Source organism: Halomonas sp. A29 (assembly GCF_046723295.1).
Classification (GTDB): domain Bacteria; phylum Pseudomonadota; class Gammaproteobacteria; order Pseudomonadales; family Halomonadaceae; genus Halomonas.
The window spans coordinates 236,459-262,128 of sequence record NZ_JAXQPR010000003.1 but is presented as its reverse complement, the minus strand read 5'-3'; the positions used below and the strand labels follow the sequence as shown (position 1 = coordinate 262,128).

Genomic DNA, 25,670 nt, shown 5'->3' with positions numbered 1-25,670 from the left:
GCTCGAAGAGGACAGAGCGGCGCTACGCACCTGGAATAGGGAAGAAAGAACTCCATCCTCTCTTCTCTCTACAATCTTCCTTCTTGCGTCTCTGATCAGCGCCGCACCGGCCGCTTCTGCAGCTTGCGCTGCAGGGTGCGGCGGTGCATGCCCAGGGCTCGCGCAGTAGCGGAGATGTTGCCGTCGTGCTCCTGCAGCACCTTCTGGATGTGTTCCCAGGCGATGCGATTGATTGATGGCGGGTTGTCGGCCACTTCGGCTTCCGGGTCGCCTTCCTCACGCCCCAGTGCGACAAGAATTTCCTCGGCGTCGGCGGGCTTGCACAGGTAATTGACGGCACCGAGCTTGATTGCTTCGACGGCGGTGGCGATGCTCGAATAGCCGGTCAGCACCACGATGCGGCAGCTCGGCACCACCTCTAGCAGCTCCGGCAGCAGCTTGAGGCCCGAGCTGTGTTCCAGCTTGAGGTCGAGGGTGGCCAGCTCCGGGCGGTGACGGCGGGCCAGCGCCAGGGCCTGTTCCGCATCATGTGCCACCAACACCTCGTAGCCGCGCCTGGCCATGGCGCGAGAGAGTACGTGGCAGAACATTTCATCGTCGTCGATGATCAACAGGCGGGTATCGGCGTCTTGCATGGCAACCTCGTCGCGTCGCTCAGGGCTCACTATGCGGCAGGATCACTTCGGTCAGCGTTCCCCCATCGGGATGATTATACAGGCTCACGCCGCCGCCGAAGCGATTGATCGTGGCGTGGGTCAGGAACAGCCCGATGCCAAGCCCCTTGCTCTTGGTCGAGACGAAGGTTTCACCCAGTTGGTCGGCGATGTCCAGGGTGACGCCGGGCCCATGATCGCGAATGTCGATCACCACGTCTTCGGCGTTCCAATCCAGGCCGATGCTGATGTCGTCGGGGTTGGCGTCGGCGGCGTTGTTGAGCAGATTGGTGATCGCCTGGTCGAGGGTCGTATCGACCTTGAGCCAGGGCGTGCCTCGCTGGCTGGCGATCTCGAGGCGGTGGCTGACATCCGGTCGCAGCACCAGCCAACGCTGCACTACGCCCTGCAGCCAGTCACGGGCATCACGCACTTCCGGTTCGGCCATACGTCGCCGGTCGGCGCTTTCCACCAGGTGACGCAGGCGGGACTTGCACACATCGACCTGGCGGCGCAGCAGCTCGATGTCCTCGAGCAGTTCGGGGTTATCGCGGGCGTCCTGACGCATCTCACTGAGCAGTACCGCCATGGTCGACAGGGGCGTGCCCAGCTCGTGGGCGGTACCGGCCGCCTGTGTCGCCACGGCAACGATCTGTTCGTTGCGCAGGGCCGATTCGCGGGTCTGGGAGAGAGCCCGCTCCCGGCTGCGCAGGGCATGGGCCATCTTGTAGATGAAGAAGGTCACCAGTCCGGCCGAAAGTCCGAAGTTGATCCACATGCCCAGCACGTGCAGGTTGACCCCGAAGCCTTCGTGGTAGTGGGCAAACTGCGGTACCGGCTGGTAGTCCCACATCAGCAACGTATACGACGCCATGGCCGCCGAGGCGACGATCCAGGCGTAGCGCCAGGGCAGGGTGGCGGCAGCGATGGTCACCGGTACCAGGTAGTAGTTGATGAAGGGGTTGTTGGAGCCGCCGGTGAGGTAGAACAGCAGCGTGAGTCCCAGGACGTCGGCCAGCAGATGCAGCACGTACTCGACATGCGTGACCGCCCACTGGCGGCCGAGACGCCACCAAGTGAAGAGGTTGACCAGCCCCATGCAGACGATGACACCGATCACCACGGGAACCTCGAGCTCGAAGTGAAGCAGCTCGATGCCGACGATGACTGCCGCCAGGAAGCCGGTCCAGGTGATGCCGCGCACGATGGTCAGGCGAACCAGGTTGCGGCTGGGCGTGGAGAGCGGCAGAGGGGGGGCGGTCGGCATGGTGGCTCCAGCGGGAATTGGCCGCCACATGATAGCGTGTCGATCCACGCTTGTGCGCATAAGCGCGGCTGGGTGGGCCTCTATTCGCACTACCGCCCTACAACTGTTCGGGGCAAAGCCGTAGAATGCGTGCCAATTCACCATTCACGCACCGCTGTTGGTGCCATACAACGAATTCGAGACTGATGTCAGCTGCCGATCTGGCCCGGGAAGTCGGGCTGCGTAGGACCTTCGCCATTATCTCGCACCCCGATGCGGGTAAGACCACCATCACCGAGAAGATGCTGCTGTTCGGGAATGCCATCCAGCTCGCTGGCTCGGTGAAGAGCAAGCGTAACGATCGTCACGCCACCTCCGACTGGATGAAGATGGAGCAGGAGCGGGGCATCTCGGTAACCACCTCGGTGATGCAGTTCCCCTACGGCGGACGCATCGTCAATCTGCTCGACACGCCGGGACACGAGGACTTCTCCGAGGATACCTATCGCACCTTGACCGCGGTGGACTCGGCGCTGATGGTGATCGACGGCGCCAAAGGCGTCGAGGCGCGCACCATCAAGCTGATGGAAGTGTGCCGCCTGCGCACTACGCCGATCCTCACCTTCGTCAACAAGATGGACCGCGACATTCGTGATCCCATCGAGGTGATGGACGAGGTCGAGACGGTGCTGAACATCGAGTGCGCGCCGATGACCTGGCCGATCGGCATGGGGCGCCACTTCAAGGGGGTCTACCACCTCTACAACGACGTCATCCACCTCTACACCCAGGGGCAGGGCAGCCGCATTCCCGATGACAAGCGCATCGAGGGGCTCGACAACCCGGAGGTCGACGCGGTGCTCGGCGCGGAGCAGGCCGAGGAGCTGCGCATGGAGGTAGAGCTGGTGCGCGGCGCTTCCCACGAGTTCGATCATGCGGCCTACCTGCGCGGCGAGCTGACCCCGGTCTACTTCGGTACCGCCATGGGCAACTTCGGCGTGCGCGAGATGCTCGACGGTTTCGTCGAATACGCACCGCCGCCCCAGCCACGCGAGACCGATACGCGTACCGTGGAAGCCGAGGACGGTCGATTCACTGGCTTCGTGTTCAAGATCCAGGCCAACATGGACCCCAAGCACCGCGACCGTATCGCTTTTCTGCGGGTCTGCTCGGGCAAGTACGAGAAGAACATGAAGATGCGCCACGTGCGCATCGGCAAGGACGTCAAGATCGCAGACGCCCTGACCTTCATGGCTGCCGACCGCTCCCACGTGGAGGAGGCCTGGCCCGGTGACATCATCGGTCTGCACAACCACGGCACCATCCAGATCGGCGACACCTTCACCATGGGCGAGGAGATGCGCTTCACCGGTATTCCGCACTTCGCCCCCGAGCTGTTCAAGCGCGTGCAGCTGAAGGATCCGCTCAAGCTCAAGGCGTTGCAGAAGGGACTTCAGCAGCTCTCCGAGGAGGGCGCCACCCAGCTGTTCCAGCCGCTGGACAACAATGACCTGATCCTCGGCGCCGTGGGTACCCTGCAGTTCGACGTTGTCGCCCATCGCCTCAAGGAGGAGTACAAGGTCGATTGCGTCTACGAGCCGGTCAACGTGCAGACCGCTCGCTGGATCTACTGCGACGACGCCAAGAAGCTGGAGGAGTTCAAGCGCAAGGCGAGCGCCAACCTGGCCCTGGATGGCGGCGGTTACCTGACCTACATTGCTCCCACAAGGGTCAATCTGCAGATGACCCAGGAGCGCTGGCCGGAGATACGCTTCGCCGCCACCCGCGAACACTGAGTCAAACAGGCCAGGCGGTGATCACCGTCGCTTCGGGGAGAGAGATCATGGCGTCGAAGATGTTGAAGGAGTTCCGCGAATTCGCGGTCAAGGGTAACGTGGTCGACATGGCGGTGGGGATCATCATTGGCGCCGCCTTCACCTCCATCGTCAACAGCCTGGTTCGGGACGTGTTCACTCCGCTGATCAGCCTGGCGACGGGAGGCATGAACTTTACCAACCAGTTCCTGGTGCTGCGCGACGGCCCCGGCAACGAGGTCTACCATACCTTGGAGCAGGCCCAGGCAGCCGGAGCGGTGACCCTCAACTACGGCCTGTTCCTCAATGCGGTGCTGTCGTTCCTGATCGTGGCGTTCGCCACCTTCCTGCTGATTCGCAATATCAACCGGCTCAAGAACCGCGCCTATCCGCCCGAGACGGCGGCAGCTCCGACGATCAAGGACTGCCCTTTCTGCCTGAGCAAGATCCCTCTTCCGGCCACGCGTTGCCCGGCCTGCACTTCGCAGCTGACTGTCACGCCACCCGAGGCGGGATGACTTGGGTGGCAGCGTGGCCATAACCACGCAATGGAGCACGACACGGATGTTGATAGACGCTCACTGCCATCTCGATTTCGAGGCTTTCGACGACGACCGCGAGGCGATGTTCGAGCGTGCCAGGGCGGCAGGCGTCGGACACTTCATGGTACCCGGCACCACCCGCCAGCGCTGGCCGGCTGTGCTGGCGCTGGGCGAGCGCAGCGACGTCCATGTCAGCCTTGGCTTGCACCCCTACTTCATGCACGAGCACGGCGAAGGTGACGTCGAGGCCCTGGCTCGCCTGCTCGACGAGCATTCCGAGGTGCGAGCACTGGGGGAGTGTGGTATCGATGCCCGCTTCGAGGAGACCCTCGACGATCAGTGGACGCTGTTCAACGCCCAGCTGCGCCTGGCCAAGTCGCGCCAGCTGCCGGTGGTGATCCACTGCGTACATGCCAACGACAAGGTCTCCAAGCGGCTGCGCCAGCTTGATCTCCCGGCAGGCGGCCTGATTCATGCCTTTGCCGGCTCGCCGGACCAAGCTTGGAAGTTCCTCGACCTCGGTTTTGTGGTAGGGCTGGGCGGGGCGGTCACCTACGAGCGAGCCCAGCGTCTGTGGCGCGCAGTGAAGAGCCTGCCCGAGGATGGCTTCGTGTTGGAAACGGACAGTCCCGACATGCCGCTGTGCGGCTACCAGGGGCAGCGCAATGAGCCCTCGCGTATTACCCAAGTGTGCGAGATGGTAGCCAAGATAAGGGGTGAAACGCCCGAAACGATCGCCGCGCAGAGCACGGCGACCGCCAAGCGGGTGTTCGGACTCTTCTAGACGCTTGCCGCGGCCAATTGCTCGGGGTCGAGCCGTTCGATGGGGTAGGGTAGCTTCAGCAGTTTGAAGGCCTGGCTATCGATGCTCAGTGGCCCTGTTTCCTCCCTGGTGGAAAGCACTGCCAGCACCTCGGCCTGACCATAGGCGTCGAGCTCCGCGGCTACTACCTCGCCCAGGCTCTTGCCATTCTCGTCGACCACCGCCGTTCCCAATGCCGGCAGGCGATCTCCTTCGAGTTGGGCCCGAGCCAGGCGTTTTTTCACCTGGCCGCGGAAATGCGCGCGCGCCACTACCTCCTGGCCGGTGTAACAGCCCTTCTTGAAGCTCACGCCACCCAGTGCCTCCCAGTTGATCATCTGCGGTAGCAGGGCGTCCTGGTGCGCCGGGGTGAGCCAGGCGAGCCCGGCCTGGATGTCCTGCAGGCACCACACGGCATTACCGACCGGAGCCGCTTGTCCGGTGAGCTGGGCCATGGTGGCCTCGGTCTGCTCCTGCGGCAGGCAGATCAGCAAACGAGGCTGCGGCCCGGGATGGGCCAGCAACTGGCACTTGTCATTGCTGGCCTGGTGCCAGACCCTGGGGGGAATGACATCGAAGCGCACCTCGACCAGGGCTGGGGCCTCCTTGCCGATCAGGCCCAGCAGTGCCAGGTCGTCGCGAATGGTGAGCTCGCTCTTGTAGAACGGCGCGAACTTCTTGAGGTGGTCGCGCAGCGGCTCCAGCAGGCCGCGATGCAGGATGAGGCGGTACCGCTCGGCGTCGATGCGCAACAGCTGGGCATTGGCCAGCATACGCCCCTTGGCGCTGCAGAAGCAGGTCAGGGGGGCGAATTCGCCATCGGCGAGGTCGACCTGGGCGCTGGTCTGGCCTTGCAGCAGCTTGGCGGCACCGGGGCCGGTCACGTCGAGTACGCCGAGGTGAACGAGAGGAGTGACTACGGTGTGCTCCATGGCCTGACGGGCGGGCTCGGGTGCATCGAACTCCACCCTGTCCTCGCTCACGCGTCGCCCTTCCAGGGCGGTTATCCAATCGCTCATGCCTGTCTGGCTCCAGGTCGTCATGTGGGGAATGCTATCGTCCGGTAATGTGGGCGAGGGCGATCGATTACAAGGGAATGCCGCACGCTTCACGCTGCCTGAGAATCTCTGCCTCGCGGTATTGTCGGCTTTCCCAGGCAGTGTCGCACTCAGCAGCCATGATAGACTCGTTCCTTTTCATCCATGCATCGGGGAGACATGCATGCCATTTCAGTCGCTCAGCTTCAGCGGCGTGGAAAATGCCGACCAGATCAACCGAATCACCACGGCCTTGATGATGGTGGATGGCGTGGAAAGCGCCGAAGTGGGTCGGCATGGAGCCGATGTCGAGGGGCGTGTCAGTCGTGAAGCACTGATTCGCGCCGTCCAGGCTCTCAAGTTGCCCATCGAGGTCAAGTAACCAGGTGGAGTCGTCCATGAAAAAGACCATCGAGATCGTCAGCGAACGCAACAGCATCTTCCGGCAGCGGGTCCAGATAGCGGGTTTTGAGGATCTTCATGTGGACGTGCCCAGAGCCTTCGGCGGCGAGGGTAGCGCGCCGGATCCGCACGACTACTTCGACCTCTCCCTCGGTGCCTGCAAGGCGATCACCGCGCAGATGTATGCCCAGCGCAAGCAGTGGCCGCTCGAAGGCATCAGCGTCAAGGTCAACCGCGACGACAGCGAGGAACGCAAGGGCACTTATCGACTCGAAGTGGTGATGATCTTCCACGGCATCGAGGACGAGGAGCAGCGGGCTCGGCTCGAGGAAATCAGTCACAAGTGCCCGATACATCGCCTGATGACCAGTTCCACCGTGGAGGTCACCACGCGTACTGCCGATGTCACCGAAGCGTAGTTCGGGAATCGGTCTTATACTGTTTTCCCGCTATCGGTACGTTCCGTCCAGGCGCCGCATGGCGCCTGTAGCTCGTCTGGAGTCGACATGAGCAAGCCGTTTCGCCTCAATGCCAATTTCGAGCCCGCCGGCGATCAGCCCGCCGCCATAGAGAGCCTGATCAAGGGGCTTGAGTCAGGGTTGGCTCACCAGACCCTGCTCGGCGTGACCGGGTCGGGCAAGACCTTCACCATGGCCAACGTGGTCGAACGGCTGCAGCGGCCGGCCATCGTCATGGCGCCCAACAAGACCCTGGCTGCGCAGCTCTACGGCGAGTTCAAGTCCTTCTTCCCGGACAACGCCATCGAGTATTTCGTCTCCTACTACGACTACTACCAGCCCGAGGCCTACGTCCCTTCGTCGGATACCTTCATCGAGAAAGACGCCTCGATCAACGACCACATCGAGCAGATGCGGCTCTCGGCCACCAAGGCGCTGCTCGAGCGGCGCGATGCGCTGATCGTGGTGTCGGTGTCGGCAATCTACGGTCTCGGCGACCCCGACCAGTACCTCAAGATGCGCCTGCACTTTACCCGCGGCGAGCTGATCGACCAGCGCTCCTTCCTGCGCCGCCTGGCGGAGCTGCAGTACACCCGCAATGACATGGACTTCAAGCGCGGCACCTACCGGGTGCGTGGCGACGTGATCGACATTTATCCGGCCGATTCCGACGAGGAGGCGGTGCGCGTCGAGCTGTTCGGCGACGAAATCGACTCGATTCGCCTGTTCGATCCACTCACCGGCGAGACTCGCGGCGAGGTGCCGCGCATGACGATCTATCCCAAGAGCCACTATGTGACGCCGCGGGAGACGATCATCTCGGCTGCCGATCGGATCAAGGTCGAGCTGGTCGAGCGGCTGGAATGGCTGCGCAAGAACGACCGCCTGGTGGAGGCTCAGCGGCTGGAGCAGCGCACCCTCTACGACCTGGAGATGATGAACGAGCTGGGCTACTGCAACGGCATCGAGAACTACTCGCGCTATCTTTCAGGGCGTAATCCCGGTGAGCCGCCGCCCACCTTCTTCGACTACCTGCCTGACGATGCGCTGCTATTCATCGACGAATCCCATGTCAGCGTTCCCCAGGTGGGCGGCATGTACAAGGGTGATCGTTCACGCAAGGAGACGCTGGTCGAGTACGGCTTCCGCCTGCCCTCGGCGCTGGACAACCGTCCCATGACCTTCGAAGAGTGGGAGAGTATCTGCCCGCAGACAATCTTCGTCTCGGCCACGCCCGGTCCCTACGAGGCCGAGCACGCCGGGCAGGTAGTGGAACAGGTGGTGCGCCCGACCGGCCTGGTCGATCCGGAAATCGAAGTGCGCCCGGCCACGACCCAGGTCGACGACCTGCTCTCCGAGATCCGCCTGCGAACCGAGGTGGGCGAGCGGGTACTGGTTACCACCCTGACCAAGCGCATGGCGGAGGACCTCACCGAATATTTCGACGAGCACGACGTGCGGGTGCGCTACCTGCACTCCGATATCGACACCGTTGAGCGGGTGGAGATCATCCGTGACCTGCGTTTGGGCAAGTTCGACGTGCTGGTGGGTATCAACCTGTTGCGTGAGGGTCTCGATATTCCCGAGGTCTCGTTGGTGGCGATCCTCGATGCCGACAAGGAGGGCTTCCTGCGCAACGAGCGCTCGTTGATCCAAACCATCGGCCGGGCGGCGCGCAACGCCCATGGCAAGGCAATCCTCTATGCCGACCGCGTGACCGACTCCATGCGCCGCGCCATCGACGAGACCGAGCGGCGTCGTGCCAAGCAAGTCGCCCACAATGAGAAGCACGGCATCACGCCGACCACCGTGACCCGCTCGGTGGCCGACATCATGGAAGCGGCCCAGGCACCGGGGCGCAAGGGCAAGGGGCGGCGCGGCGAACGCAAGGTGGCCGAGGGTGCTGCGATCTACGATCTCTCCGAGCTGTCGCCGAGCGACCTGATCAAGGAAGTCTCGCGGGTCGAGGACGCCATGTTCGAGGCGGCCCAGAACCTGGAGTTCGAGGAGGCGGCCAGGCTGCGCGATCGGCTGCATGAGTTGAAGGAGCGGCAGCTGGCGCTTGGGTAGTATGTCCGCTCGAGGCTTTCCGTCGACAGGGCTACGAGGGGCGCTGTGAACCCCTCCCTGGGCGCTACTTTTGCCATCCATGGCAAAAGACCCCCTCTACGCCCTGTCCCCGGCGCCTCTCGCTGCGTTCTCGCATTGTTCTGAATTTGGAGTAACGATGCCCGAAGGCCCTGAGATTCGCCGTGCCGCCGACCGCCTGCACGAGCAACTCGCCGGCAAAAGGCTGGAGTCCGTGTGGTTCGCCTTCCCCGAACTGGCCACCGAGGCCGATTCGCTGGTGGAGCGTGTGGTTACGGCGGTGGACAGCTGGGGCAAGGCGCTGCTGATCCGTTTCGACGACGGCCGGGTGCTTTATTCCCACAACCAGCTCTATGGCGTGTGGAAACTGCACGATGCCGAGCGCGAGCCGGACACCCAGCGTTCGCTGCGGGTACGGCTCACCGCGGAAGGGCGCTCGGCCAGTCTCTACAGTGCCTCCGACGTCTCGCTATGGCCGGCCGAGAAGCTCGATGAACATCCCTTCCTCTCCCGTCTTGGCCCCGACCTGCTGACCCACGGCGTCACGCTTGAGCAGGCCATGGCGCGGCTTGCTGAACCCCAATTCGTCCGTCACCGGTTAGGCGGGTTGCTGCTTGACCAGACACTGTTCGCCGGTATCGGCAACTACCTGCGCTCCGAGATCCTGTTCTTCGCCGGGCTGCCGCCCACGACCCGGGTCGCTGATCTTGACGCCGAACGGCTGAAACGACTGGCAGAGGCCATCCTCGGCGTGATACGCCAGGCCTACGAGCAGGCCGGGGTGACCAGCCGGGCCGAATGGGCCGCCAAGGCACGACGGCAGGGCGAGAGCCGCCGCCTGTGCCGTTTTGCCGTGTTCGAGCGAGACGGGCTTCCGTGTCATGTTTGCGGCACGCTTATCGAACGGCTGATGGTGGCCTCGCGTCGGCTGTACCGCTGCCCTCAGTGTCAGTTCGATTGATATTTATACCGTTAACTTCATGTTGCCTTTGTCGTTGCCTGCCCTTCTTCACCGTGAAAAGGGCAGGCAAGCCGAACGAACCGTCGGTTCACTTCTTGTTGCGCTTGAATAGCGAGCGTCCCAATTGCTTGGCCGATAACTTGGCGTTGTGCAGGCCGGACGAGTCGCCCTTCAGCATCGAGGCGAGGTAGCTCTTGGCCTGCTCGAATTCGATGTGCGGGGGGAGGGGGGCAATGTCGCTATCGGTATAGGCGTTGATGACCACGGGCCGGTCGGAGGTGAGCGCCTCGTTCCAGACCCGGTCGATGTCGTCGGGCTCGCGCATGGTCAGGCCCTTGAGACCCAGGAGTTCGGCGTACTGGTCGTAACGGAACTCGGGAAGTTCCTGCGAAGTATCGAACTTGGGGTCGCCCTCCATCACGCGCTGTTCCCAAGTGACCTGGCTAAGGTCGTGGTTGTTGAGCACCAGGATTATACAACGGGGGTCCTCCCACTCCTGCCAGTATTTGGCCAGGGTGATGAGGGCATTGTTGCCCAGCATCTGCATGGCGCCGTCGCCGACCATGGCGATGGCAGGGCGGTCTGGGTGGCAGAACTTGGCGGCGATCAGATAGGGCACGCCGTTGCCCATCGAAGCCAGCCCACCCGAGACTGAGCCTAGCATCCCCTGGCGGATCTTCAGGTTCCTGGCATACCAGTTGGTGGCGGAGCCGACGTCACAGGCGATCATGACGTTTTCCGGCAGCCGTGGCGAGAGGCTCTGGAACACGAGCTGGGGATTGATCGGCTTGGCCTCGGTGGCGGCGCGCGCCTCGGTCTTCTCCCACCAATCATCGATCCAGCCCTGTATTTTCTTGCGCCACTTATCATTGGGCTTGGACTCGAGGCGTTCGGCTAAGGCGGCCAGGGTGGCACCGGCATCGCCATGCAGGTTGATCTCGGTGGGATAGCGTACGCCCAAGGCTTCCGGCATCACGTCGATCTGTACGGCGCGAGCCTGGCCCGGCTCGGGCAGGAACTCGACGTAGGGAAAGCGGGTGCCGACCATCAGCAGGGTGTCGCACTCCTTCATCATGCGATCGCTCGCCTCGGTGCCGAGCAGGCCGATGGCGCCAGTCACGCCGGGCAGGTCGTCGGGTACCATGGTCTTGGCCAGTATCGCCTTGGCGATGCCGGCGCCGGTGAGGTCGGCCACGCGGATGAGTTCTTCGACGGCGTGCTTGACCCCGGCCCCGGCAAGGATGGCTACCTTCTCGCCCCGGTTGAGTATCTCGGCGGCGGCATCCAGATCGGCGGGCTCCGGCAACTGCTGGGGAAAGCGATAGCCGACGCCGGAGAATACTGCGCCATGCTCACGTGGCGGATCCTCCATGGGCAGATCCTGCACGTCATTGGGCAGGATCACGCAGGTCACGGTGCGGCGTGCAATGGCGATGCGCATGGCCTGGTCGATGACGTGGCGGGCCTGGGCCGGCTCGGTGACCATCTGCACGTATTCGCTGGCGACGTCCTTGAACAGCGCCATCAGGTCCAACTCCTGCTGGTAGTCGGTGCCCAGGCTCTTGCGCGCCTGCTGGCCGACGATGGCCACGGCCGGCATGTGATCCTTGCGCGCATCGTAGAGTCCGTTGAGCAAGTGCACGGCGCCGGGACCGGAAGTGGCGACGCAGACACCGACCTGGTCGCTGAACTTGGCATGCCCGCAGGCCATGAAGGCGGCCACTTCCTCGTGACGTGGCTGGATCAGGCGAGGATTGCCGTCGGCACGGCGCAGGGCGGACATGAAGCCGTTGATGCCGTCGCCGGAATAACCGTACAGGCGCTCCACGCCCCATTCACGCAGGCGGGAAACGAGGAAATCACTAACGCTGGGCTGCATGATCGGCTCCTTGATCGTTGCGGTACGAATCCATGTCAGGCTACAGGAAGCGTAGAGGTGGTCCGGGGAACGAACAAACTGACATTCATATTTATACCGTTATCTTCCTGCGCATAATCTTCCTGCTTACGACCTTGGCGGCACAACCCTGTCGACCAGGACGCGATACGGTATAATTCGGCACCGTTCGAGCCCGCCGCTTCGCATTGCGAACCCAGAAGCGGGCATGCCGTTACTGCCGAGGAGTTCCTTGCACATGACTGTGATCCGCCAGGACGATCTGATCCAGAGCGTCGCCGATGCCCTGCAGTACATTTCTTACTATCACCCCAAGGATTTCATCGACGCCATGGCGGCGGCTTACGAGCGGGAGGAGAACCCGGCGGCCAAGGACGCCATTGCCCAGATCCTGATCAACTCGCGCATGTGCGCCATGGGGCACCGGCCCATCTGCCAGGACACCGGTATCGTCACCGTCTTCGTTCATGTGGGCATGAACGTGCGCTGGGAGGCCGAGATGAGCCTCGACGACATGATCAACGAGGGCGTGCGCCGGGCTTACCAGTTGCCCGACAACGTACTGCGCGCTTCGGTGCTGGCCGACCCGGACGGCAAGCGCAAGAACACCGGTGACAACACCCCTGCGGTGATCCATCACAAGATCGTGCCCGGCGATACCGTCGAGGTGCATGTGGCGGCCAAGGGTGGCGGCAGCGAGGCCAAGTCCAAGTTCGCCATGCTCAATCCCTCCGACAGCGTGGTCGACTGGGTGTTGGAACAACTGCCCAAGATGGGTGCCGGCTGGTGCCCGCCGGGCATGCTGGGCATCGGCATCGGCGGTACCGCCGAGAAGGCCATGGAGATCGCCAAGGAGGCGCTGCTCGACCCCATCGATATTCAGGAGCTTCAGGCTCGCGGTCCGTCCAACCGTGCCGAGGAGCTGCGTCTGGAGCTGTTCGACAAGGTCAACAAGAGCGGTATCGGCGCCCAGGGCTTGGGTGGACTGACCACGGTGCTCGACATCAAGGTCAAGGACTATCCGACCCACGCCGCCAACAAGCCGGTGGCGATCATTCCCAACTGCGCTGCCACGCGTCATGCCCATTTCACCCTGGACGGCTCCGGCCCCGCGGCGCTGCCGGCGCCCAGGCTGGAAGATTGGCCGGAAATCACCCGCGAGATGGGCGATAACGTCAAGCGCGTGAACCTGGACACCGTGACGCCGGAAGAGGTGCTGACCTGGCAGCCGGGCGACACCCTGCTGTTGAACGGTAAGCTGCTCACCGGACGCGACGCGGCCCACAAGCGCATGGTCGACATGATCGCCAAGGGCGAAGCGCTGCCGGTCGATCTTAAAGGCCGCTTCATCTATTACGTTGGCCCCGTCGATCCGGTACGCGACGAGGTGGTCGGTCCGGCCGGTCCCACCACGGCCACGCGTATGGACAAGTTCACCCGCACCATGCTCGAGGAGACCGGGTTGCTCGGCATGGTGGGCAAGGCCGAGCGCGGCCCGGCCGCGATCGAGGCGATCCGCGACAACAAGGCGGTCTACCTGATGGCCGTGGGTGGGTCTGCCTACCTGGTGGCGCAGGCGATCAAGAGGTCCAGCGTGGTGGGCTTCGCCGATCTGGGCATGGAGGCGATCTACGAGTTCGAGGTCGAGGACATGCCGGTCACCGTGGCGGTGGACAGCCAGGGTACCTCGGTGCACCAGACAGGCCCTGCCAAGTGGAAGGCGATCATTGCCGAGCGAGTCACGGCTTGATCTGAGCTGGCAGCGCAGCCGACGCTGCCACTTCCGGACACGTGATGTGTTGTATTCACGGCTGAACGGCCCCGCCAACTGGCGGGGCCGTTGTCGTCTGGGGTATGCTGCATATTGCTGTTTTTTCAGGGAGAGATCATGGCATCCTGGCTGTTCGGCCTGGCGATATTCCTGGTGCACCTGCTTGGCTTCCTCTCGGCGATCCTGGCGCTGCTCTCCAGTCGTACCTCGCAAGGCGCCGTGGCCTGGATCATTTCACTCGTCACCATTCCTTACTTGGCCGTACCGGCCTTCTGGATCTTCGGCCGGCCGCGTTTCTATGGCTACGTCTCGGCGCGTGGCGAGCGCGACACGGTATTGCGTCGCATCCTGGCGCGCTATCGCGAACGTCTCGAGCCTTTCCTGGCCGATGCTCGCAACCCCGACGTCCGTGCCGTCGAGCAACTGGCCATGATGCCGCTGACCAGCGGCAACCAGGCCGAGCTGCTGATCGATGGCAAGGCCACTTTCGACAGCCTTTTCGCCGGTATCGATGCAGCCCACGAGTACGTGCTGATCCAGTTCTTCATCGTTCGCAACGACGCCTTGGGACATCGCTTGAAAGATCATCTGCTGCAGGCTTCGCAGCGGGGTGTCCGCGTCTATTTTCTGTATGACGAAGTCGGCAGCCGCAAGCTTGCCGAAGGCTATCTGCATGAGTTGAGAGAGGGTGGCGTCGAGGTCAGTCCTTTCCGTTCCTCACGCGGCTTCAAGCATCGCTTCCAGCTCAACTTCCGCAACCATCGCAAGATCCTCGTTGTCGATGGCAATGAGGGTTGGCTTGGCGGCTTCAATGTCGGGGTGGAGTACCTGGGGCAGCATCCCAGGCATGGGCCCTGGCGTGATACGCACCTGAAACTGACCGGCCCCAGCGTTCTCGGGCTGCAGGAGGCGTTCTGGGAGGATTGGCACTGGGCGACCGGGGATGTCATCAACCTGCGCTGGGAGCCGCATGTCACCTGCGAGGAGTGTCAGAACGTGGTGATCGTACCTTCGGGACCGGCCGATCGTCAGGAGACGGCGAGTCTGCTGGTGCAGCATGCCATCCACAGCGCACATGAGAGGCTATGGGTCACGAGCCCCTACTTCGTGCCCGACCAGGGCGTACAAGACGCCTTGCGACTGGCGGCCATGCGCGGAGTCGACGTGCGTATCATGATTCCCGAACATCCAGATCACCTGCTCATCTATCTGTCTGCGTTCTCGTTTCTCCCCGACATGGTGCGCGCGGGAGTCAAGGTGTATCGCTATCAGCCCGGCTTCCTGCATCAGAAGGTCATCCTGATCGATGACAGCGCCGCAGCGGTGGGTACGGTCAACCTCGACAACCGCTCGTTTCGTCTCAACTTCGAGATCACCGCCTTCATTCCCGACCGACGCTTTGCGGCACAGGTTCGCCTCATGCTTGAGCGCGACTTCGCCGACTGCCGCCGCATCAGTTACGAGGAGCTGCAGCGCCGGCCGCTGTGGAGCAAGTTGGTGTCACGTGCGGCCTATCTCACCGCGCCGATCCAGTAAGGTATGAAGTTCCTTGGGTTCGATGAATGGCTAGGGTACATTAGGCATGCCTCAGCAAGTCCTCAGGCCCAGCCTGAAACGTCCATTGATTCGTGATTGTCGTCAGCGGGAGTCCCGGTGAACCTCGAGACAAAGTGGCTGGAAGATTTCGTGGCCCTGGCCAGTACCCGCAGCTTCTCCGCCTCCGCACGGCAGCGCCATGTCACTCAGCCGGCTTTCAGCCGTCGTATCCGCGCGTTGGAGCAGGCGGTGGGCGTGACCCTCGTCGACCGCTCTACCACCCCGATCAATCTGACGCCGGAAGGGCAGCTGTTCCTGATCACGGCACGCAACCTGGTGGAGCAGCTCAATGAATGCCTGGGCCACCTGCGCGGCGTCTCCATGGCACGCGAGGCGCTGGACATCGTCGCTGCTCACTCCCTGGCCCTGAGCTTCTACCCTGAGTGGATCTCACGCTTGCAAGAGGGGCTGGGCGAGTTGCCGACGCGCCTGGTGGCGATGAACGTGGGCGAGGCGATCCACGTGCTGCGCGAAGGCAACTGCGACCTGATGCTGGCCTACCACGACCCGTACGCCACCATGCAGCTCGACGGCGAGGTGTTCCCCTCGTTTTCCATCGGTCAGGTCAAGATGCTGCCGGTGAGTCTCCCCGATGCCAAGGGCAAGCCGCGCTTCAGCCTGGAGAGCAAGGACACCATTCCCTATCTGGCCTATACCCAGGGCGCCTTTCTCGGGCGCAGCGTGCGCATGCTGCTGAAGAACGATCCGCTGCGGCTGCGCTTGCGTACCGTTTACGAGACCGCCATGGCGGAAGGGCTCAAAGGGATGGTGCTGCAAGGCGTAGGTCTGGCCTGGATTCCCGACTTCTGCGTGCGAGAGGAGCTCAAGAGCGGCAGGCTGGTGCGCGCCGGCAACGAGAAGTGGGACGTGCCGCTGGAAATCCGTCTCTATCGCTGCTCGCTGGTGCACAAGCCGGGGGTCGAAAAGCTGTGGCGGCAGATGATGAAGTTGCCCAGAGACTTCTTGCAGGCTTAATTTCCGCCGAAATCGGCCGGCAGGCCGAGAAAATTCTGGATGATGAAGAAGTGGTCCTCGAACAGGCTGTCGGGTTCGAGTTCGGCCAGCGGCACCCAGCGTGCGTGATCGCCGCCCTTGACCGGCTTGAGGCGCGGCAGCTGCTGATCGGGGCGCAGGGCGAAATAGAAGGCTTCGGCGAGGGTGCGGCCACGCCAACTGCGGTGCGGCTCATCGAACAGGCGCTGGCCGCGCAGCGAGCCCTTGAGTACGGGCTCCGGGACCTTGAGCCTGACGCGTTCGCGCAGCTCGCGCAAGCAGGCGTCGAGCAAGCGCTCGTGCGGGTTGACGAAGCCGCCGGGCAACGCCAGCAGTCCCTTGCCGGGTGCCGCGGTGCGGCGCACCAGCAGCACGTGGCCGGACTGCACCACCACGGCGTTGACGGTAACGAAGATCGGCGGGTAGGGCGCATTGGCCCAGGCCTGGCGATACTGGTCGAGCAGCTTCTGCTCTTCCATCAGCTGCAGGTGGGCATCGCTGCCGGCAAAGTTGCGCAGCGCCTGGCACACGCCGGGTGGCAGGTCGTGTGCCGCACCAGTACTGAGGTAATCCTCGGTGGAAGAGGGCGAACGAAACAGGCGCTCGCGAATCTGGCTGGCCGAGATGCCATCGACCAACGGCACGCTGACCGACTCCCATTGAGGAAACAGCGAGAGATAGTAGCTGGACTGGCCGCGGCTGGCTCCTATCAGGCCGATACGCGGTAGGCGGGCATGATGATGCCCTGCGATATTGCGCACCTTGCGCTGTACGTCGCGCACCCAGACGTCGTTGTTGTAGAGCGCATCCAGCAGCGGAACGATCTCCAGCCGCGCATTCTCCTCCTCGTCGAAGCAGCTGCGCAGCTGTTCCTGACGTTCGTCGAAGCGCCACGGATTGCGCAGCGAGCGCGCCTGCCAGGCCGAACCCACCAGTACGATCACCTGCCTTGCGTAACGCAGGGCCTCGTTGATTACCGCCAGATGGCCCAAGTGCGGAGGCTGGAAACGCCCGATGAATACGAGACAGTCGAAATCGTGATGGGTATCGTTCATCGGCGTATCCTTCGCTGGTGGCTCGGGGGCTACATTATGGGCGTGGGCTGAGGGGCGCTGCAATGCAAGTCTTTGGCCGACAGGAGCATTTCGATTGCGTATGCTGAAAAAAACGGATGGGGTGGCCAAGGAGGTGTCGTGTCGAGTCTCTCGTTCAGGTTCTGGTGGAATACGGTCCAACAAGCGATCAGTCTATGGTTGGAACGTAATGCTTTCAGTTATGCCGGTTCGCTGGCTTTCTATACGCTCTTCTCCCTTGCCCCTACGGTAATCATCGCCGTCGCCGTGATCGGTGTGGTCTTCGGTGAGGATGCCGCCCAGGGGCAGATCGTCGCGCAGTTGCAGGGGACGCTTGGCGAAGAGGCGGCGAGGGCAGTCGAACAGGCGGTCGCGGCATCGCGTATCGAGCAGGCGGGTATCCTGCCGACCCTGCTGGGGGTCGGTGGCCTGTTGGTGGGGGCGACTACCGTCTTCGCCCAGATGCAGTTCTCGCTCAATACCATCTGGGGTGTCACTGCCAAGCCGAGCCGTAACAGCATCCTGCTGTTCATCAAGCAGCGCCTGCTATCGCTTGCCGTGGTGCTTGCCATCGGTTTCATCCTGCTCGTGTCGTTGCTCATCGGCGTGATGCTGCGCGCCATGTTGCAGGCCATCGGTGATGCCATGCCGTTGGTGGGGACCCTGACGGCGGGGGCCGAGTTCCTGGTTTCCCTTGTCGTGATTACGGCGCTGTTCGCCACTATCTTCAAGGTGCTGCCCGACGTGGTGCTGGGCTGGCGGGATGTGCTGTTGGGAGCGTTGGTGACTGCACTGCTGTTCGCTATCGGCCGTAGCGTCATTGCCTCCTACCTGGCCTATACCGCCACGGCCTCGACTTATGGCGCCGCCGGCTCGGTGGTGATGATCCTGCTATGGGTCTACTACAGCTCGTTGATCCTGTTGTTCGGTGCCGCCTTCACGCGCAGTTACCTGCTGGCCAGGGGGCGTGGGGTCGTACCACGTAACAGCGCCGTCATCGTCAAGCGCGAATTGGTGACGGAATGATTCGATGATGCGGCCGGACGGCGGAACCGCCCGGCCTTGGCATCAGCCTGCGAGACGCTCGCGCGCCAGTTGGTCGGCCACCTCTGCCGGGCTCCTGTCTTCCACTCGGGCGCGGCTGAGGATTTCATCCATGGTGGTCGTGATCCGCTCCACGTGGCGCATCACTGCGTCTCGGTCGTAGCGCTCATGGCGTTGGGCTTCCACCTCGATGACGCCGCCGGCGTTGGCGACGTAGTCGGGTGCGTAGAGGATACCGCGGTCATGTAGATGGGCCGCGACGTCGGGCGTGGCCAACTGATTGTTGGCTGCACCACAGATCACCTTGGCCTTGAGTCGCTCTGCCACCTCCGCGGTCAGCACCGCGCCCATGGCGCAGGGGGCGAAGACATCGATCTCGGCGTCGAAGATAGCCTCGGGTGCCATGCTCTCGGCCCCCAGTTCGTCGATCAGCATGCCCAGGCTGTCTCGATCGACGTCGGTCAGTACCAGTCTTGCTCCTGCCGCGTGCAGCTCGCGGGCCAGGTGTGCTCCGACGTGTCCTACACCCTGGATGGCTACGCGCAGGCCCTTCAGCTCGTCGCGATCGAAGCGGTGGTGTACGGCACTCTTCAGCGCACAGAACACGCCATGAGCAGTGAAGGGCGATGGGTCGCCGGAAATGCTGCCTCGGCCCAGGCCACTGACGTGGCGGGTCTCCTGACGAATGAGGCGCATGTCCTCTTCGCCGCTGCCCGAGTCTTCGGCGGTGATGTAGCGTCCGCCCAGCGACTCCACCAGCCTGCCCATGGCGCGCAGCATGTCGGCGGTCTTGTCACGGCGGGGATCGGCAAGGATCACCGCCTTGCCGCCGCCCAGGGGCAGGTCGGCCAGTGCCGACTTGTAGGTCATGCCACGCGACAGGCGCAGCACGTCGGTCAGGGCGTCGTCTTCGCTGGCATAAGGATAGATGCGCAAGCCGCCCAGGGCGGGGCCGCGGCGCGTGTCGTGGATGGCGATGATGGCGTGCAGTCCGCTGACTTCATCGCAGCCGAAGACGATCTGCTGGTGGTGGTCGAACTCGGGGTGGTCGAAGACCCGCATGGTGCTCTCTCCCTTGTGAGGATCCATTGTTGTGGTCTGGAGCGCAGTGGTTGGCACTGCACTCCCGGGGCGGTCATTGCTTGTGGCGAGGCCGCATCCCTATTATCAAGATTAGAGCATTTGCGCAGGCGGCTGGAATCCCGCTTGCGAGTCTTGTGCGTTGATTGCGGCGCGCTATCCAGGCTTGACGCAAGCGGCCAGACTGGAGAGGACGAGGACGAACTGACGGAGCGAGGAGGGAAGAATGAACAAGCGCTGCGTGAAGGCCCTGGTGGCCGGTAAGGTGCAGGGCGTGTGGTATCGCCGTGCGGTGCAGGAACAGGCGCTCCAGCACGGTCTGACCGGCTACGCCAAGAACCTGGCCGACGGCCAGGTCGAGGTGCTGTTGTGCGGCAATGGCGAAGCGGTCAACCAGGTGGCGTCCTGGCTGTGGCAGGGGCCGCCGAATGCCCGGGTCACACATGTCGAGCTGGAATCGATCGAGTGTCGCGACCCGGACTGTTTCATTTGCTTGTAGCTGTGCTCAGCCCAATGTATCGGCGATCCATTCGACTACGGCCTCTCCGTCCACTTCTAGGCACACTTCCACCAAGGGCGTCTGCGACCAGCGCTCCTGGATGAAACCACGGCCTTCGGGGGCGAAGAGGGTCTGGCCCTCGGCCATGCCGTCGGTGACGACCGACAAATGCCCCGGGGCTGTGGTGAACAACTCCGGACGCAACAGCCAGGCCAGTGCGCAGCTGTCGTGAGGGCAGCAGCCATCGATGCCGAGGAATTCGCGATAGAAGTCGCGATAGAAGGCATAGCTGCCGGCCAGTATTTTGCCCAGCTCGCCCTGGCCCGCCTCGATGCGCTGCATGTGGGCCGGCGTCAGCACGCAGCGATGGGTCACGTCGAGCCCCACCAGGGTCAGCGGCCAGCCGGCGGTAAGCACGCGCTGGGCGGCGTGGGGATCGTTGAACATGTTGGCCTCGGCCACCGGCGTGACGTTGCCGCCCTCGCGGACCGAGCCCCCCATGATCACCACCCGCTTGACCTTCCCGGTGAGCGCCGGGTCGAGCTGGAGCGCGGCGGCCAAGTTGCCTACCGGCCCTACCGCGACCAGCGTGACTTCACCGGGGCGGGCATTGACCGTATCGACAATGAACTGTGCTGCGCTGCGCGGGTCTTTCTTGCCCTTCACTTCGGGCAGCTCGATGTTGCCCAGTCCGTTGGCGCCGTGGATGTGCGCCGGTGCCGGATGACGCGGCTTGACCATGGGGCCGGCGGCGCCCTGGGCGACGGGAATGTCGCGGCCAGCCAGTTCGCTCAGCAGCAGGGCGTTGTGCGTGGCGGTCTCGATGTCGACGTTGCCGTAGGTCGTGGTCAGCCCCAGCAGTTCGATCTCGGGGTGGCGCAGGGCGATGGCGATGGCCTGAGCGTCGTCGACGCCAGGGTCGGTATCGAAAATGATCGAATGAGACACGTTGCCTCCTTGTGAGTGTCAGGTGCTGGATTGTCAGTTTAGAAATCGCTCGACCTCGTCGCGCGATGGAATGCTGTCGGCGGCACCCGGGTGCTGCACGCCCAGCGCCGCAGCATGGGCGGCAAGCGCCAGGCAAGCGGGAATGGCACGCTGCTCCTGCAGTGCCGCCATGAAGTAGCCGATGAAGGTGTCGCCGGCCCCGGTGGTGTCTACCGGCTCCACCGGCAGGGCAGGCTGGAAATGCCGCTCGCCGCCCGACTGGTACCAGGCACCTTCGCTACCCAGGGTCAGTACCGTCGCCGTATCCGGCAACCGCTCATGCAGCCCCGCGAGCAATGCCTGGGCATCGCTGGTCTCGGGTAGACCGGACAGCCAGGCGGCCTCGCCGCGGTTGATGAACAGCAGCTGGCAGGTCTCAAGCGGTAGCGCGAGTACCGCATCGCTCATCGGCGCTGGGTTGAAGGCGATGGCGAGGCCCTGCTTGCGGGCAGACTCGAGTAGCTCGGGCAGGCCATTGCATTCGTTCTGCACCAGCAGCCAATCGCCGGGCAGTGCCGTCTCGCACAACCTCTCCCGATGCTGGCGGGTGAAGCCGTGGTTAGCGCCCGGGTGCAGAATGATGGCGTTCTCGCCGTGGTCGTCGACCTGGATGATGGCATGTCCGCTGGGCTCGTCGACCAGCTCGACATGCGTGACGTCGACACCGGCACGGGCCAGTCGATCGCGGGCCCAGCCGTCCTGGCGGCCCAGCCGGCCCCAGTGGCAGACCTGGCCGCCGGCTAGCGCCATGGCCAGCGACTGGTTGGCGCCTTTGCCCCCAAGGCCGAGATGGTAGCTGCGGCTGGCCAGCGTCTCGCCGGGGTGCACCAGGTGCGGCACGCGGTAGAAGTGATCGAGATTGATCGAGCCCAGGTTATGCAGCATGGTCATGCTCTGCTCCGCTGGGCTTTCCAGTGATTCAGATTGTCGGCCGTGAGCGCGACGATGCGTTGGCGTGCTTCGGGTGTGATCCAGGCACTGTGCGGCGTGACGATCAGGTTGAGCGGCTCGGCCAGGGCGTCGAGCAACGGATGGCCGTCGCGCGGCGGTTCCACCGGCAGCACATCGACACCCAGGCCGCCCAGCCGTCCTTCACGCAGAGCCAGTAGTGCCGCTGCCTCGTCGATGATACCGCCGCGCGCGCAGTTCACCAGCAGGGCTTCGCCCTTCAGCTTGGTGAGCAGCTCGGCGTCGATCAGATGACGGGTGGCCTCGGTGAGTGGACAGTGCAGGCTGATCACGTCGGCTTCCGAAGCGAGTTCAGCGATGCCTGGGCGTGTGTCATTGCCTTCGTTGCCGGGCCGGGCCGCGAAGCTGACGCGCATGCCGAAGGCTTCTGCCAGGGCCGCCACACGGCTGCCCAGCTCGCCCTGGCCGACGATCACCAGGTGCTTGCCCTCGAGCTGCAGGGTGCCGTGATCCATCAGGCAGAAGAAGGGGCTCCGGTTCCAGTGCCCGGCCGCCACGTCACGCTGGTAGAGTGGCAGCCGGTTGGCCAGGGCCAGGATCGTCATCATGGTGTGTTGGGCCACGCTGGCGGTACCGTAGGCCGTGACGTTGCGTACCGCAATGTCCAGGCGCTCGGCTGTGGCCATGTCGATGTTGTTGGTGCCCGTGGCCAGTACGCAGATCAGCTTGAGCTCAGGTAGCGCCTCGAGGGTGGCGGCATCGAGCACTACCTTGTTGACGATGGCGACCTCGGCGTCCGCCAGGCGCTCGCGGCTCTCGGCGGTGGTGCTGGTCTGATGGACGTCCAGCGTGTCGACCTGATCGCGGATGGGAGCAAGGTCGACGTCAGAGCCCAGGCTGGCGGCATCGAGTATCACGGCTTTCATGCTGGATTCCTTGTGTTGGTTCGCCGCGGCAAGGCTGGGACAGGCCTTGCCAGGCACGTTATACTATCGGGCTTTCACGGCAGGCTTGGAAAGTGCGCCGCTCGACCCTATATCGCCGTTGGTTGCGCGCTGTCGAATCAGGAGTGAATTGAACCATGCCCATCTATGAATATCAGTGCAAGGCCTGCGGCCATCGTCTGGAGAAGCTCCAGAAGCTCAGTGCCGCCCCCCTGACCGACTGTCCCGCCTGCGAAGCACCGGCGCTTGGCCGCCTGGTTTCCGCGGCGGGCTTCCGTCTGGCCGGTGGTGGCTGGTACGAAACCGATTTCAAATCCGGCAGCAAGAAGAACCTGGCCGGTGACTCCGCTGGTGGTGGTGGCGAGAGCAAGGCGCCGGCCAAGGACGGCGCCGCGGCCTGACCGCGACCGATACCGACACTTTTATCGAAACGCTTAACGAAACAGGATACGACATGCGCAGCCATTATTGCGGCCAGCTCAACGAGACCATGGTGGACCAGACGGTCACCCTGTGCGGCTGGGTTCACCGTCGCCGTGACCACGGGGGTGTGATCTTCCTCGACATGCGCGATCGCGATGGCATCGCCCAGGTCGTGGTCGACCCCGATACCGCCGAGGCCTTCGCCACTGCCGACCGTGCTCGCAGCGAATTCGTGCTGCGCATCTCCGGCCGCGTGCGGCTGCGCCCCGAAGGCACGCAGAATCCCAAGATGCCTACCGGGCTGATCGAAGTTCTGGCCAAGGAAGTCGAAGTGCTGAATACGGCGGCCACGCCGCCGTTCCAGCTCGACGAGCACGGCAAGGTCGGCGAGGAAGTGCGTCTCAAGCACCGCTACATCGACCTGCGCCGCCCCGAGATGATCGAGAAGCTGCGCCTGCGCTCGCGTATCTCGCACCATGTGCGTGCCTTCCTCGAGGGGCAGGGCTTTCTCGACATCGAGACGCCGATCCTGACTCGCGCCACACCCGAGGGCGCTCGTGACTACCTGGTGCCGAGCCGCACCCATCCCGGCAGCTTCTTCGCCCTGCCGCAGTCGCCGCAGCTGTTCAAGCAACTGCTGATGGTGGCCGGCTTCGACCGCTACTACCAGATCGCCAAGTGCTTCCGCGACGAAGACCTGCGCGCCGACCGCCAGCCGGAATTCACCCAGATCGATATCGAAGCCTCCTTCGTGGAGGAGGGCGATATCATGGGTATCACCGAGGCGATGATCCGCGAGCTGTTCCAGGACGTGCTCGACGTCGAGCTGCCCGAATTCCCGCGCATGACCTGGGCCGACGCCATGCACCGCTACGGCTCCGACAAGCCCGACCTGCGCATCCCGCTGATGCTGGTCGACGTCGACGACCTGATGAAGCAGGTCGACTTCCAGGTCTTCTCCGGTCCGGCCAATGCCGCCGATGGCCGTGTGGCGGCACTCAAGGTGCCGGGCGGGGCGAGCATGTCGCGCAAGGTGATCGACGACTACACCAAGTTCGTCGGCATCTACGGCGCCAAGGGCCTGGCCTGGATCAAGGTCAACGAGCGCGCCAAGGGCCTCGAGGGGCTGCAGTCGCCGATCGTCAAGTTCATGGAGAACGTGATCGAGGAGCTGCTCGACCGCGTTGGCGCTCAAGATGGCGACATCGTCTTCTTCGGCGCCGACAAGGCCAAGGTCGTCAACGAAGCCCTCGGCGCACTGCGGGTCAAGCTGGGCGAGGACCTCAAGCTCTACACCCGCGACTGGGCGCCGCTGTGGGTGGTCGACTTCCCCATGTTCGAGGCCGACGACAGCGGTCGTCTTAGCCCGCTGCACCATCCGTTCACTTCGCCTTCGTGCAGCCCCGAAGAGCTCAAGGCCAACCCGGCCCAGGCGCTTTCGCGTGCCTACGACATGGTGCTCAACGGTACCGAGCTGGGTGGCGGTTCGATCCGTATTCACGACCAGCAGATGCAGAGCACCGTGTTCGAGATTCTCGGCATCGGTAAAGAGGAGGCTCGCGAGAAGTTCGGCTTCCTGCTCGACGCCCTGCACTATGGTGCGCCGCCCCATGGCGGCCTGGCCTTCGGCCTCGATCGCCTGGTCATGTTGATGGCGGGCTCTCGTACCATTCGTGAAGTGATCGCCTTCCCCAAGACCCAGAGTGCAGCCTGTCTGATGACCGATGCGCCGGGCGAGGTGAGTGGCGACCAGTTGCGCGAGCTCAACATCCGTCTGCGCCAGAAGGCGAAGGTGGAAGGGCAGGAGTGACTGGCTGCCCTGACGTAGCAGCATGTACCGAACCGGCGCCCCCAGGGCGCCGGTTTCACGAGGTATCCATCAAGGCGAAGCTCGAGGGCATGCCATGCTGATTCTGGGAATCGATCCGGGTTCGCGTATTACCGGCTACGGCGTGCTCGACGTCTCCACGCCTACGCCACGCTACGTGGCCAGCGGCTGCATTCGCCTGCAGGACGTCGAACTTCCCCAGCGCCTGGCGCGCATCTATGCGGGAATTGCCGAGCTGATTGCCCTGCATCGCCCGGGGGAGCTGGCCATCGAGCAGGTGTTCATGGCCAAGAACCCGGACTCCGCGCTCAAGCTGGGCCAGGCGCGAGGTGCGGCAATCGTCTGTGCTGCCAACCACGGTTTGGCGGTCAACGAGTACGGGCCGCGCCAGATCAAGCAGGCGGTAACCGGCAGCGGTGGGGCAACCAAGGCCCAGGTGCAACATATGGTGGTGGCGGTCCTGGGGCTCGATGGGGTTCCCCAGGCCGATGCCGCCGATGCACTGGCCATTGCGCTGACCCACGCTCACGCCAGGCTCGGGCTGATCACTAGAGGAAGTTTCGGCGGCCACCGTGCAGGCCGGCGTGGGGGCTCCTGGCGTGATTACCGGCCCTGAAAGCGAC

The 25,670-nt window shown here is 63.7% G+C and carries 24 protein-coding genes; 15 read left to right on the top strand and 9 right to left on the bottom strand.

Features of this window, described 5'->3' with window-relative positions; all coding sequences use genetic code 11:
• Nucleotides 1–95: 95 nt before the first annotated feature.
• Entirely contained in the window at nucleotides 96–635 is a 540-nt protein-coding gene (locus SPH52_RS07285) for a response regulator transcription factor (protein ID WP_411794340.1), read from the bottom strand.
• A 19-nt stretch (nucleotides 636–654) separates the two neighbouring features.
• On the bottom strand, nucleotides 655–1,920 hold the full coding sequence (locus tag SPH52_RS07280; protein WP_411794339.1) for an ATP-binding protein: 1,266 nt from the start codon (nucleotides 1,918–1,920) through the stop codon (nucleotides 655–657).
• A 185-nt stretch (nucleotides 1,921–2,105) separates the two neighbouring features.
• On the opposite strand from SPH52_RS07280, the gene prfC reads away from it, so the two are divergent.
• Genes prfC through SPH52_RS07265 form a run of 3 tightly spaced genes read left to right on the top strand, consistent with a single transcriptional unit; the run spans nucleotide 2,106 to nucleotide 5,039 of the window.
• Nucleotides 2,106–3,695 (top strand): peptide chain release factor 3, encoded by a 1,590-nt coding sequence (prfC, locus tag SPH52_RS07275; RefSeq protein WP_411794338.1) that lies wholly within the window; start codon nucleotides 2,106–2,108, stop codon nucleotides 3,693–3,695.
• A 47-nt stretch (nucleotides 3,696–3,742) separates the two neighbouring features.
• A complete protein-coding gene (gene mscL / locus SPH52_RS07270) occupies nucleotides 3,743–4,231 on the top strand; it encodes a large conductance mechanosensitive channel protein MscL (protein ID WP_411794337.1) in 489 nt (162 codons plus the stop codon).
• A gap of 46 nt (nucleotides 4,232–4,277) precedes the next feature.
• Nucleotides 4,278–5,039, top strand: coding sequence for a TatD family hydrolase (locus SPH52_RS07265; protein WP_411794336.1), 762 nt, complete (start codon nucleotides 4,278–4,280; stop codon nucleotides 5,037–5,039).
• Here SPH52_RS07265 and SPH52_RS07260 read toward each other — a convergent pair.
• Nucleotides 5,036–6,076, bottom strand: a complete 1,041-nt coding sequence (locus SPH52_RS07260) for a YgfZ/GcvT domain-containing protein (protein ID WP_411794335.1) — start codon at nucleotides 6,074–6,076, stop codon at nucleotides 5,036–5,038. The genes SPH52_RS07265 and SPH52_RS07260 overlap by 4 nt on opposite strands.
• A 202-nt stretch (nucleotides 6,077–6,278) precedes the next feature.
• Between SPH52_RS07260 and SPH52_RS07255 the strand changes: the two genes are divergently transcribed.
• The 4 genes from SPH52_RS07255 (at nucleotide 6,279) to nei (ending at nucleotide 10,003) form a co-directional block, all read left to right on the top strand.
• Nucleotides 6,279–6,476 carry a hypothetical protein gene (locus SPH52_RS07255; RefSeq protein WP_411794334.1) on the top strand — a complete coding sequence of 66 codons (198 nt, stop codon included), beginning with the start codon at nucleotides 6,279–6,281 and terminating at the stop codon, nucleotides 6,474–6,476.
• Between the two features lie 16 nt (nucleotides 6,477–6,492).
• Nucleotides 6,493–6,915: an OsmC family protein gene (locus tag SPH52_RS07250; protein ID WP_411794333.1), complete on the top strand. Its 423-nt coding sequence runs from the start codon at nucleotides 6,493–6,495 to the stop codon at nucleotides 6,913–6,915.
• Nucleotides 6,916–7,002: 87 nt separating this feature from the next.
• Complete coding sequence (gene uvrB / locus SPH52_RS07245) at nucleotides 7,003–9,024, top strand: excinuclease ABC subunit UvrB (RefSeq protein WP_411794332.1); 2,022 nt, start codon at nucleotides 7,003–7,005, stop codon at nucleotides 9,022–9,024.
• Nucleotides 9,025–9,181: 157 nt separating this feature from the next.
• A complete protein-coding gene (gene nei, locus SPH52_RS07240; RefSeq protein WP_411794331.1) occupies nucleotides 9,182–10,003 on the top strand; it encodes an endonuclease VIII in 822 nt (273 codons plus the stop codon).
• Nucleotides 10,004–10,091: 88 nt separating this feature from the next.
• Here the strand turns inward: nei and SPH52_RS07235 are convergent, their stop codons facing one another.
• Nucleotides 10,092–11,882 carry a thiamine pyrophosphate-requiring protein gene (locus tag SPH52_RS07235; protein WP_411794330.1) on the bottom strand — a complete coding sequence of 597 codons (1,791 nt, stop codon included), beginning with the start codon at nucleotides 11,880–11,882 and terminating at the stop codon, nucleotides 10,092–10,094.
• Nucleotides 11,883–12,138: 256 nt separating this feature from the next.
• Between SPH52_RS07235 and SPH52_RS07230 the strand changes: the two genes are divergently transcribed.
• From SPH52_RS07230 to SPH52_RS07220, 3 genes are all read left to right on the top strand, one after another.
• Nucleotides 12,139–13,650 carry a fumarate hydratase gene (locus tag SPH52_RS07230; protein WP_411794329.1) on the top strand — a complete coding sequence of 504 codons (1,512 nt, stop codon included), beginning with the start codon at nucleotides 12,139–12,141 and terminating at the stop codon, nucleotides 13,648–13,650.
• 138 nt (nucleotides 13,651–13,788) lie between these two features.
• Nucleotides 13,789–15,207 carry a cardiolipin synthase gene (gene cls, locus SPH52_RS07225; RefSeq protein ID WP_411794328.1) on the top strand — a complete coding sequence of 473 codons (1,419 nt, stop codon included), beginning with the start codon at nucleotides 13,789–13,791 and terminating at the stop codon, nucleotides 15,205–15,207.
• A gap of 117 nt (nucleotides 15,208–15,324) precedes the next feature.
• Entirely contained in the window at nucleotides 15,325–16,242 is a 918-nt protein-coding gene (locus SPH52_RS07220; RefSeq protein ID WP_411794327.1) for a LysR substrate-binding domain-containing protein, read from the top strand.
• Here SPH52_RS07220 and SPH52_RS07215 read toward each other — a convergent pair.
• Nucleotides 16,239–17,315: a bifunctional nicotinamide-nucleotide adenylyltransferase/Nudix hydroxylase gene (locus SPH52_RS07215; RefSeq protein WP_411794326.1), complete on the bottom strand. Its 1,077-nt coding sequence runs from the start codon at nucleotides 17,313–17,315 to the stop codon at nucleotides 16,239–16,241. The genes SPH52_RS07220 and SPH52_RS07215 overlap by 4 nt on opposite strands.
• Nucleotides 17,316–17,453: 138 nt before the next feature.
• Here SPH52_RS07215 and SPH52_RS07210 point away from each other — a divergent pair, with 138 nt between their 5' ends.
• A complete protein-coding gene (locus SPH52_RS07210; RefSeq protein WP_411794325.1) occupies nucleotides 17,454–18,359 on the top strand; it encodes a YihY/virulence factor BrkB family protein in 906 nt (301 codons plus the stop codon).
• Nucleotides 18,360–18,401: 42 nt separating this feature from the next.
• Here SPH52_RS07210 and SPH52_RS07205 read toward each other — a convergent pair whose 3' ends face one another.
• Entirely contained in the window at nucleotides 18,402–19,439 is a 1,038-nt protein-coding gene (locus SPH52_RS07205; RefSeq protein WP_411794324.1) for a Glu/Leu/Phe/Val family dehydrogenase, read from the bottom strand.
• Between the two features lie 244 nt (nucleotides 19,440–19,683).
• Here SPH52_RS07205 and yccX point away from each other — a divergent pair, with 244 nt between their 5' ends.
• Entirely contained in the window at nucleotides 19,684–19,956 is a 273-nt protein-coding gene (gene yccX, locus SPH52_RS07200; protein ID WP_411794323.1) for an acylphosphatase, read from the top strand.
• A gap of 6 nt (nucleotides 19,957–19,962) precedes the next feature.
• On the opposite strand, the gene SPH52_RS07195 is transcribed toward yccX, so the two are convergent.
• The 3 genes from SPH52_RS07195 to SPH52_RS07185 are packed head-to-tail and all read right to left on the bottom strand — an operon-like array spanning nucleotide 19,963 to nucleotide 22,778.
• The gene (locus SPH52_RS07195) at nucleotides 19,963–20,904 is read right to left on the bottom strand and encodes a nucleoside hydrolase (protein WP_411794322.1); all 942 of its coding nucleotides are present in this window, start codon (nucleotides 20,902–20,904) and stop codon (nucleotides 19,963–19,965) included.
• A gap of 33 nt (nucleotides 20,905–20,937) precedes the next feature.
• A complete protein-coding gene (locus SPH52_RS07190) occupies nucleotides 20,938–21,828 on the bottom strand; it encodes a ribokinase (protein ID WP_411794547.1) in 891 nt (296 codons plus the stop codon).
• A gap of 2 nt (nucleotides 21,829–21,830) precedes the next feature.
• Nucleotides 21,831–22,778: a D-2-hydroxyacid dehydrogenase gene (locus SPH52_RS07185; RefSeq protein WP_411794321.1), complete on the bottom strand. Its 948-nt coding sequence runs from the start codon at nucleotides 22,776–22,778 to the stop codon at nucleotides 21,831–21,833.
• Nucleotides 22,779–22,933: 155 nt separating this feature from the next.
• On the opposite strand from SPH52_RS07185, the gene SPH52_RS07180 reads away from it, so the two are divergent.
• The 3 genes from SPH52_RS07180 (at nucleotide 22,934) to ruvC (ending at nucleotide 25,663) form a co-directional block, all read left to right on the top strand.
• On the top strand, nucleotides 22,934–23,197 hold the full coding sequence (locus SPH52_RS07180; protein ID WP_411794320.1) for an FmdB family zinc ribbon protein: 264 nt from the start codon (nucleotides 22,934–22,936) through the stop codon (nucleotides 23,195–23,197).
• A 53-nt stretch (nucleotides 23,198–23,250) separates the two neighbouring features.
• Nucleotides 23,251–25,029, top strand: a complete 1,779-nt coding sequence (aspS, locus tag SPH52_RS07175) for an aspartate--tRNA ligase (RefSeq protein WP_411794319.1) — start codon at nucleotides 23,251–23,253, stop codon at nucleotides 25,027–25,029.
• A 94-nt stretch (nucleotides 25,030–25,123) separates the two neighbouring features.
• Nucleotides 25,124–25,663, top strand: coding sequence for a crossover junction endodeoxyribonuclease RuvC (gene ruvC / locus SPH52_RS07170; RefSeq protein ID WP_411794318.1), 540 nt, complete (start codon nucleotides 25,124–25,126; stop codon nucleotides 25,661–25,663).
• The last annotated feature ends 7 nt before the right edge of the window (nucleotides 25,664–25,670 follow it).

Excerpts from the sequence above, each read along its gene's own strand:
- SPH52_RS07230 (WP_411794329.1), top strand. The coding sequence starts at position 12,139 with ATGACTGTGATCCGCCAGGACGATCTGATCCAGAGCGTCGCCGATGCC.
- aspS (WP_411794319.1), top strand. The coding sequence starts at position 23,251 with ATGCGCAGCCATTATTGCGGCCAGCTCAACGAGACCATGGTGGACCAG.
- SPH52_RS07280 (WP_411794339.1), bottom strand. The coding sequence starts at position 1,920 with ATGCCGACCGCCCCCCCTCTGCCGCTCTCCACGCCCAGCCGCAACCTG.
- SPH52_RS07260 (WP_411794335.1), bottom strand. The coding sequence starts at position 6,076 with ATGAGCGATTGGATAACCGCCCTGGAAGGGCGACGCGTGAGCGAGGAC.
- prfC (WP_411794338.1), top strand. The coding sequence starts at position 2,106 with ATGTCAGCTGCCGATCTGGCCCGGGAAGTCGGGCTGCGTAGGACCTTC.
- nei (WP_411794331.1), top strand. The coding sequence starts at position 9,182 with ATGCCCGAAGGCCCTGAGATTCGCCGTGCCGCCGACCGCCTGCACGAG.
- SPH52_RS07235 (WP_411794330.1), bottom strand. The coding sequence starts at position 11,882 with ATGCAGCCCAGCGTTAGTGATTTCCTCGTTTCCCGCCTGCGTGAATGG.
- ruvC (WP_411794318.1), top strand. The coding sequence starts at position 25,124 with ATGCTGATTCTGGGAATCGATCCGGGTTCGCGTATTACCGGCTACGGC.
- mscL (WP_411794337.1), top strand. The coding sequence starts at position 3,743 with ATGGCGTCGAAGATGTTGAAGGAGTTCCGCGAATTCGCGGTCAAGGGT.
- SPH52_RS07255 (WP_411794334.1), top strand. The coding sequence starts at position 6,279 with ATGCCATTTCAGTCGCTCAGCTTCAGCGGCGTGGAAAATGCCGACCAG.
- SPH52_RS07185 (WP_411794321.1), bottom strand. The coding sequence starts at position 22,778 with ATGAAAGCCGTGATACTCGATGCCGCCAGCCTGGGCTCTGACGTCGAC.
- SPH52_RS07285 (WP_411794340.1), bottom strand. The coding sequence starts at position 635 with ATGCAAGACGCCGATACCCGCCTGTTGATCATCGACGACGATGAAATG.
- SPH52_RS07250 (WP_411794333.1), top strand. The coding sequence starts at position 6,493 with ATGAAAAAGACCATCGAGATCGTCAGCGAACGCAACAGCATCTTCCGG.
- SPH52_RS07190 (WP_411794547.1), bottom strand. The coding sequence starts at position 21,828 with ATGCTGCATAACCTGGGCTCGATCAATCTCGATCACTTCTACCGCGTG.
- SPH52_RS07265 (WP_411794336.1), top strand. The coding sequence starts at position 4,278 with ATGTTGATAGACGCTCACTGCCATCTCGATTTCGAGGCTTTCGACGAC.
- SPH52_RS07180 (WP_411794320.1), top strand. The coding sequence starts at position 22,934 with ATGCCCATCTATGAATATCAGTGCAAGGCCTGCGGCCATCGTCTGGAG.
- SPH52_RS07215 (WP_411794326.1), bottom strand. The coding sequence starts at position 17,315 with ATGAACGATACCCATCACGATTTCGACTGTCTCGTATTCATCGGGCGT.
- SPH52_RS07205 (WP_411794324.1), bottom strand. The coding sequence starts at position 19,439 with ATGCGGGTCTTCGACCACCCCGAGTTCGACCACCACCAGCAGATCGTC.
- yccX (WP_411794323.1), top strand. The coding sequence starts at position 19,684 with ATGAACAAGCGCTGCGTGAAGGCCCTGGTGGCCGGTAAGGTGCAGGGC.
- uvrB (WP_411794332.1), top strand. The coding sequence starts at position 7,003 with ATGAGCAAGCCGTTTCGCCTCAATGCCAATTTCGAGCCCGCCGGCGAT.
- cls (WP_411794328.1), top strand. The coding sequence starts at position 13,789 with ATGGCATCCTGGCTGTTCGGCCTGGCGATATTCCTGGTGCACCTGCTT.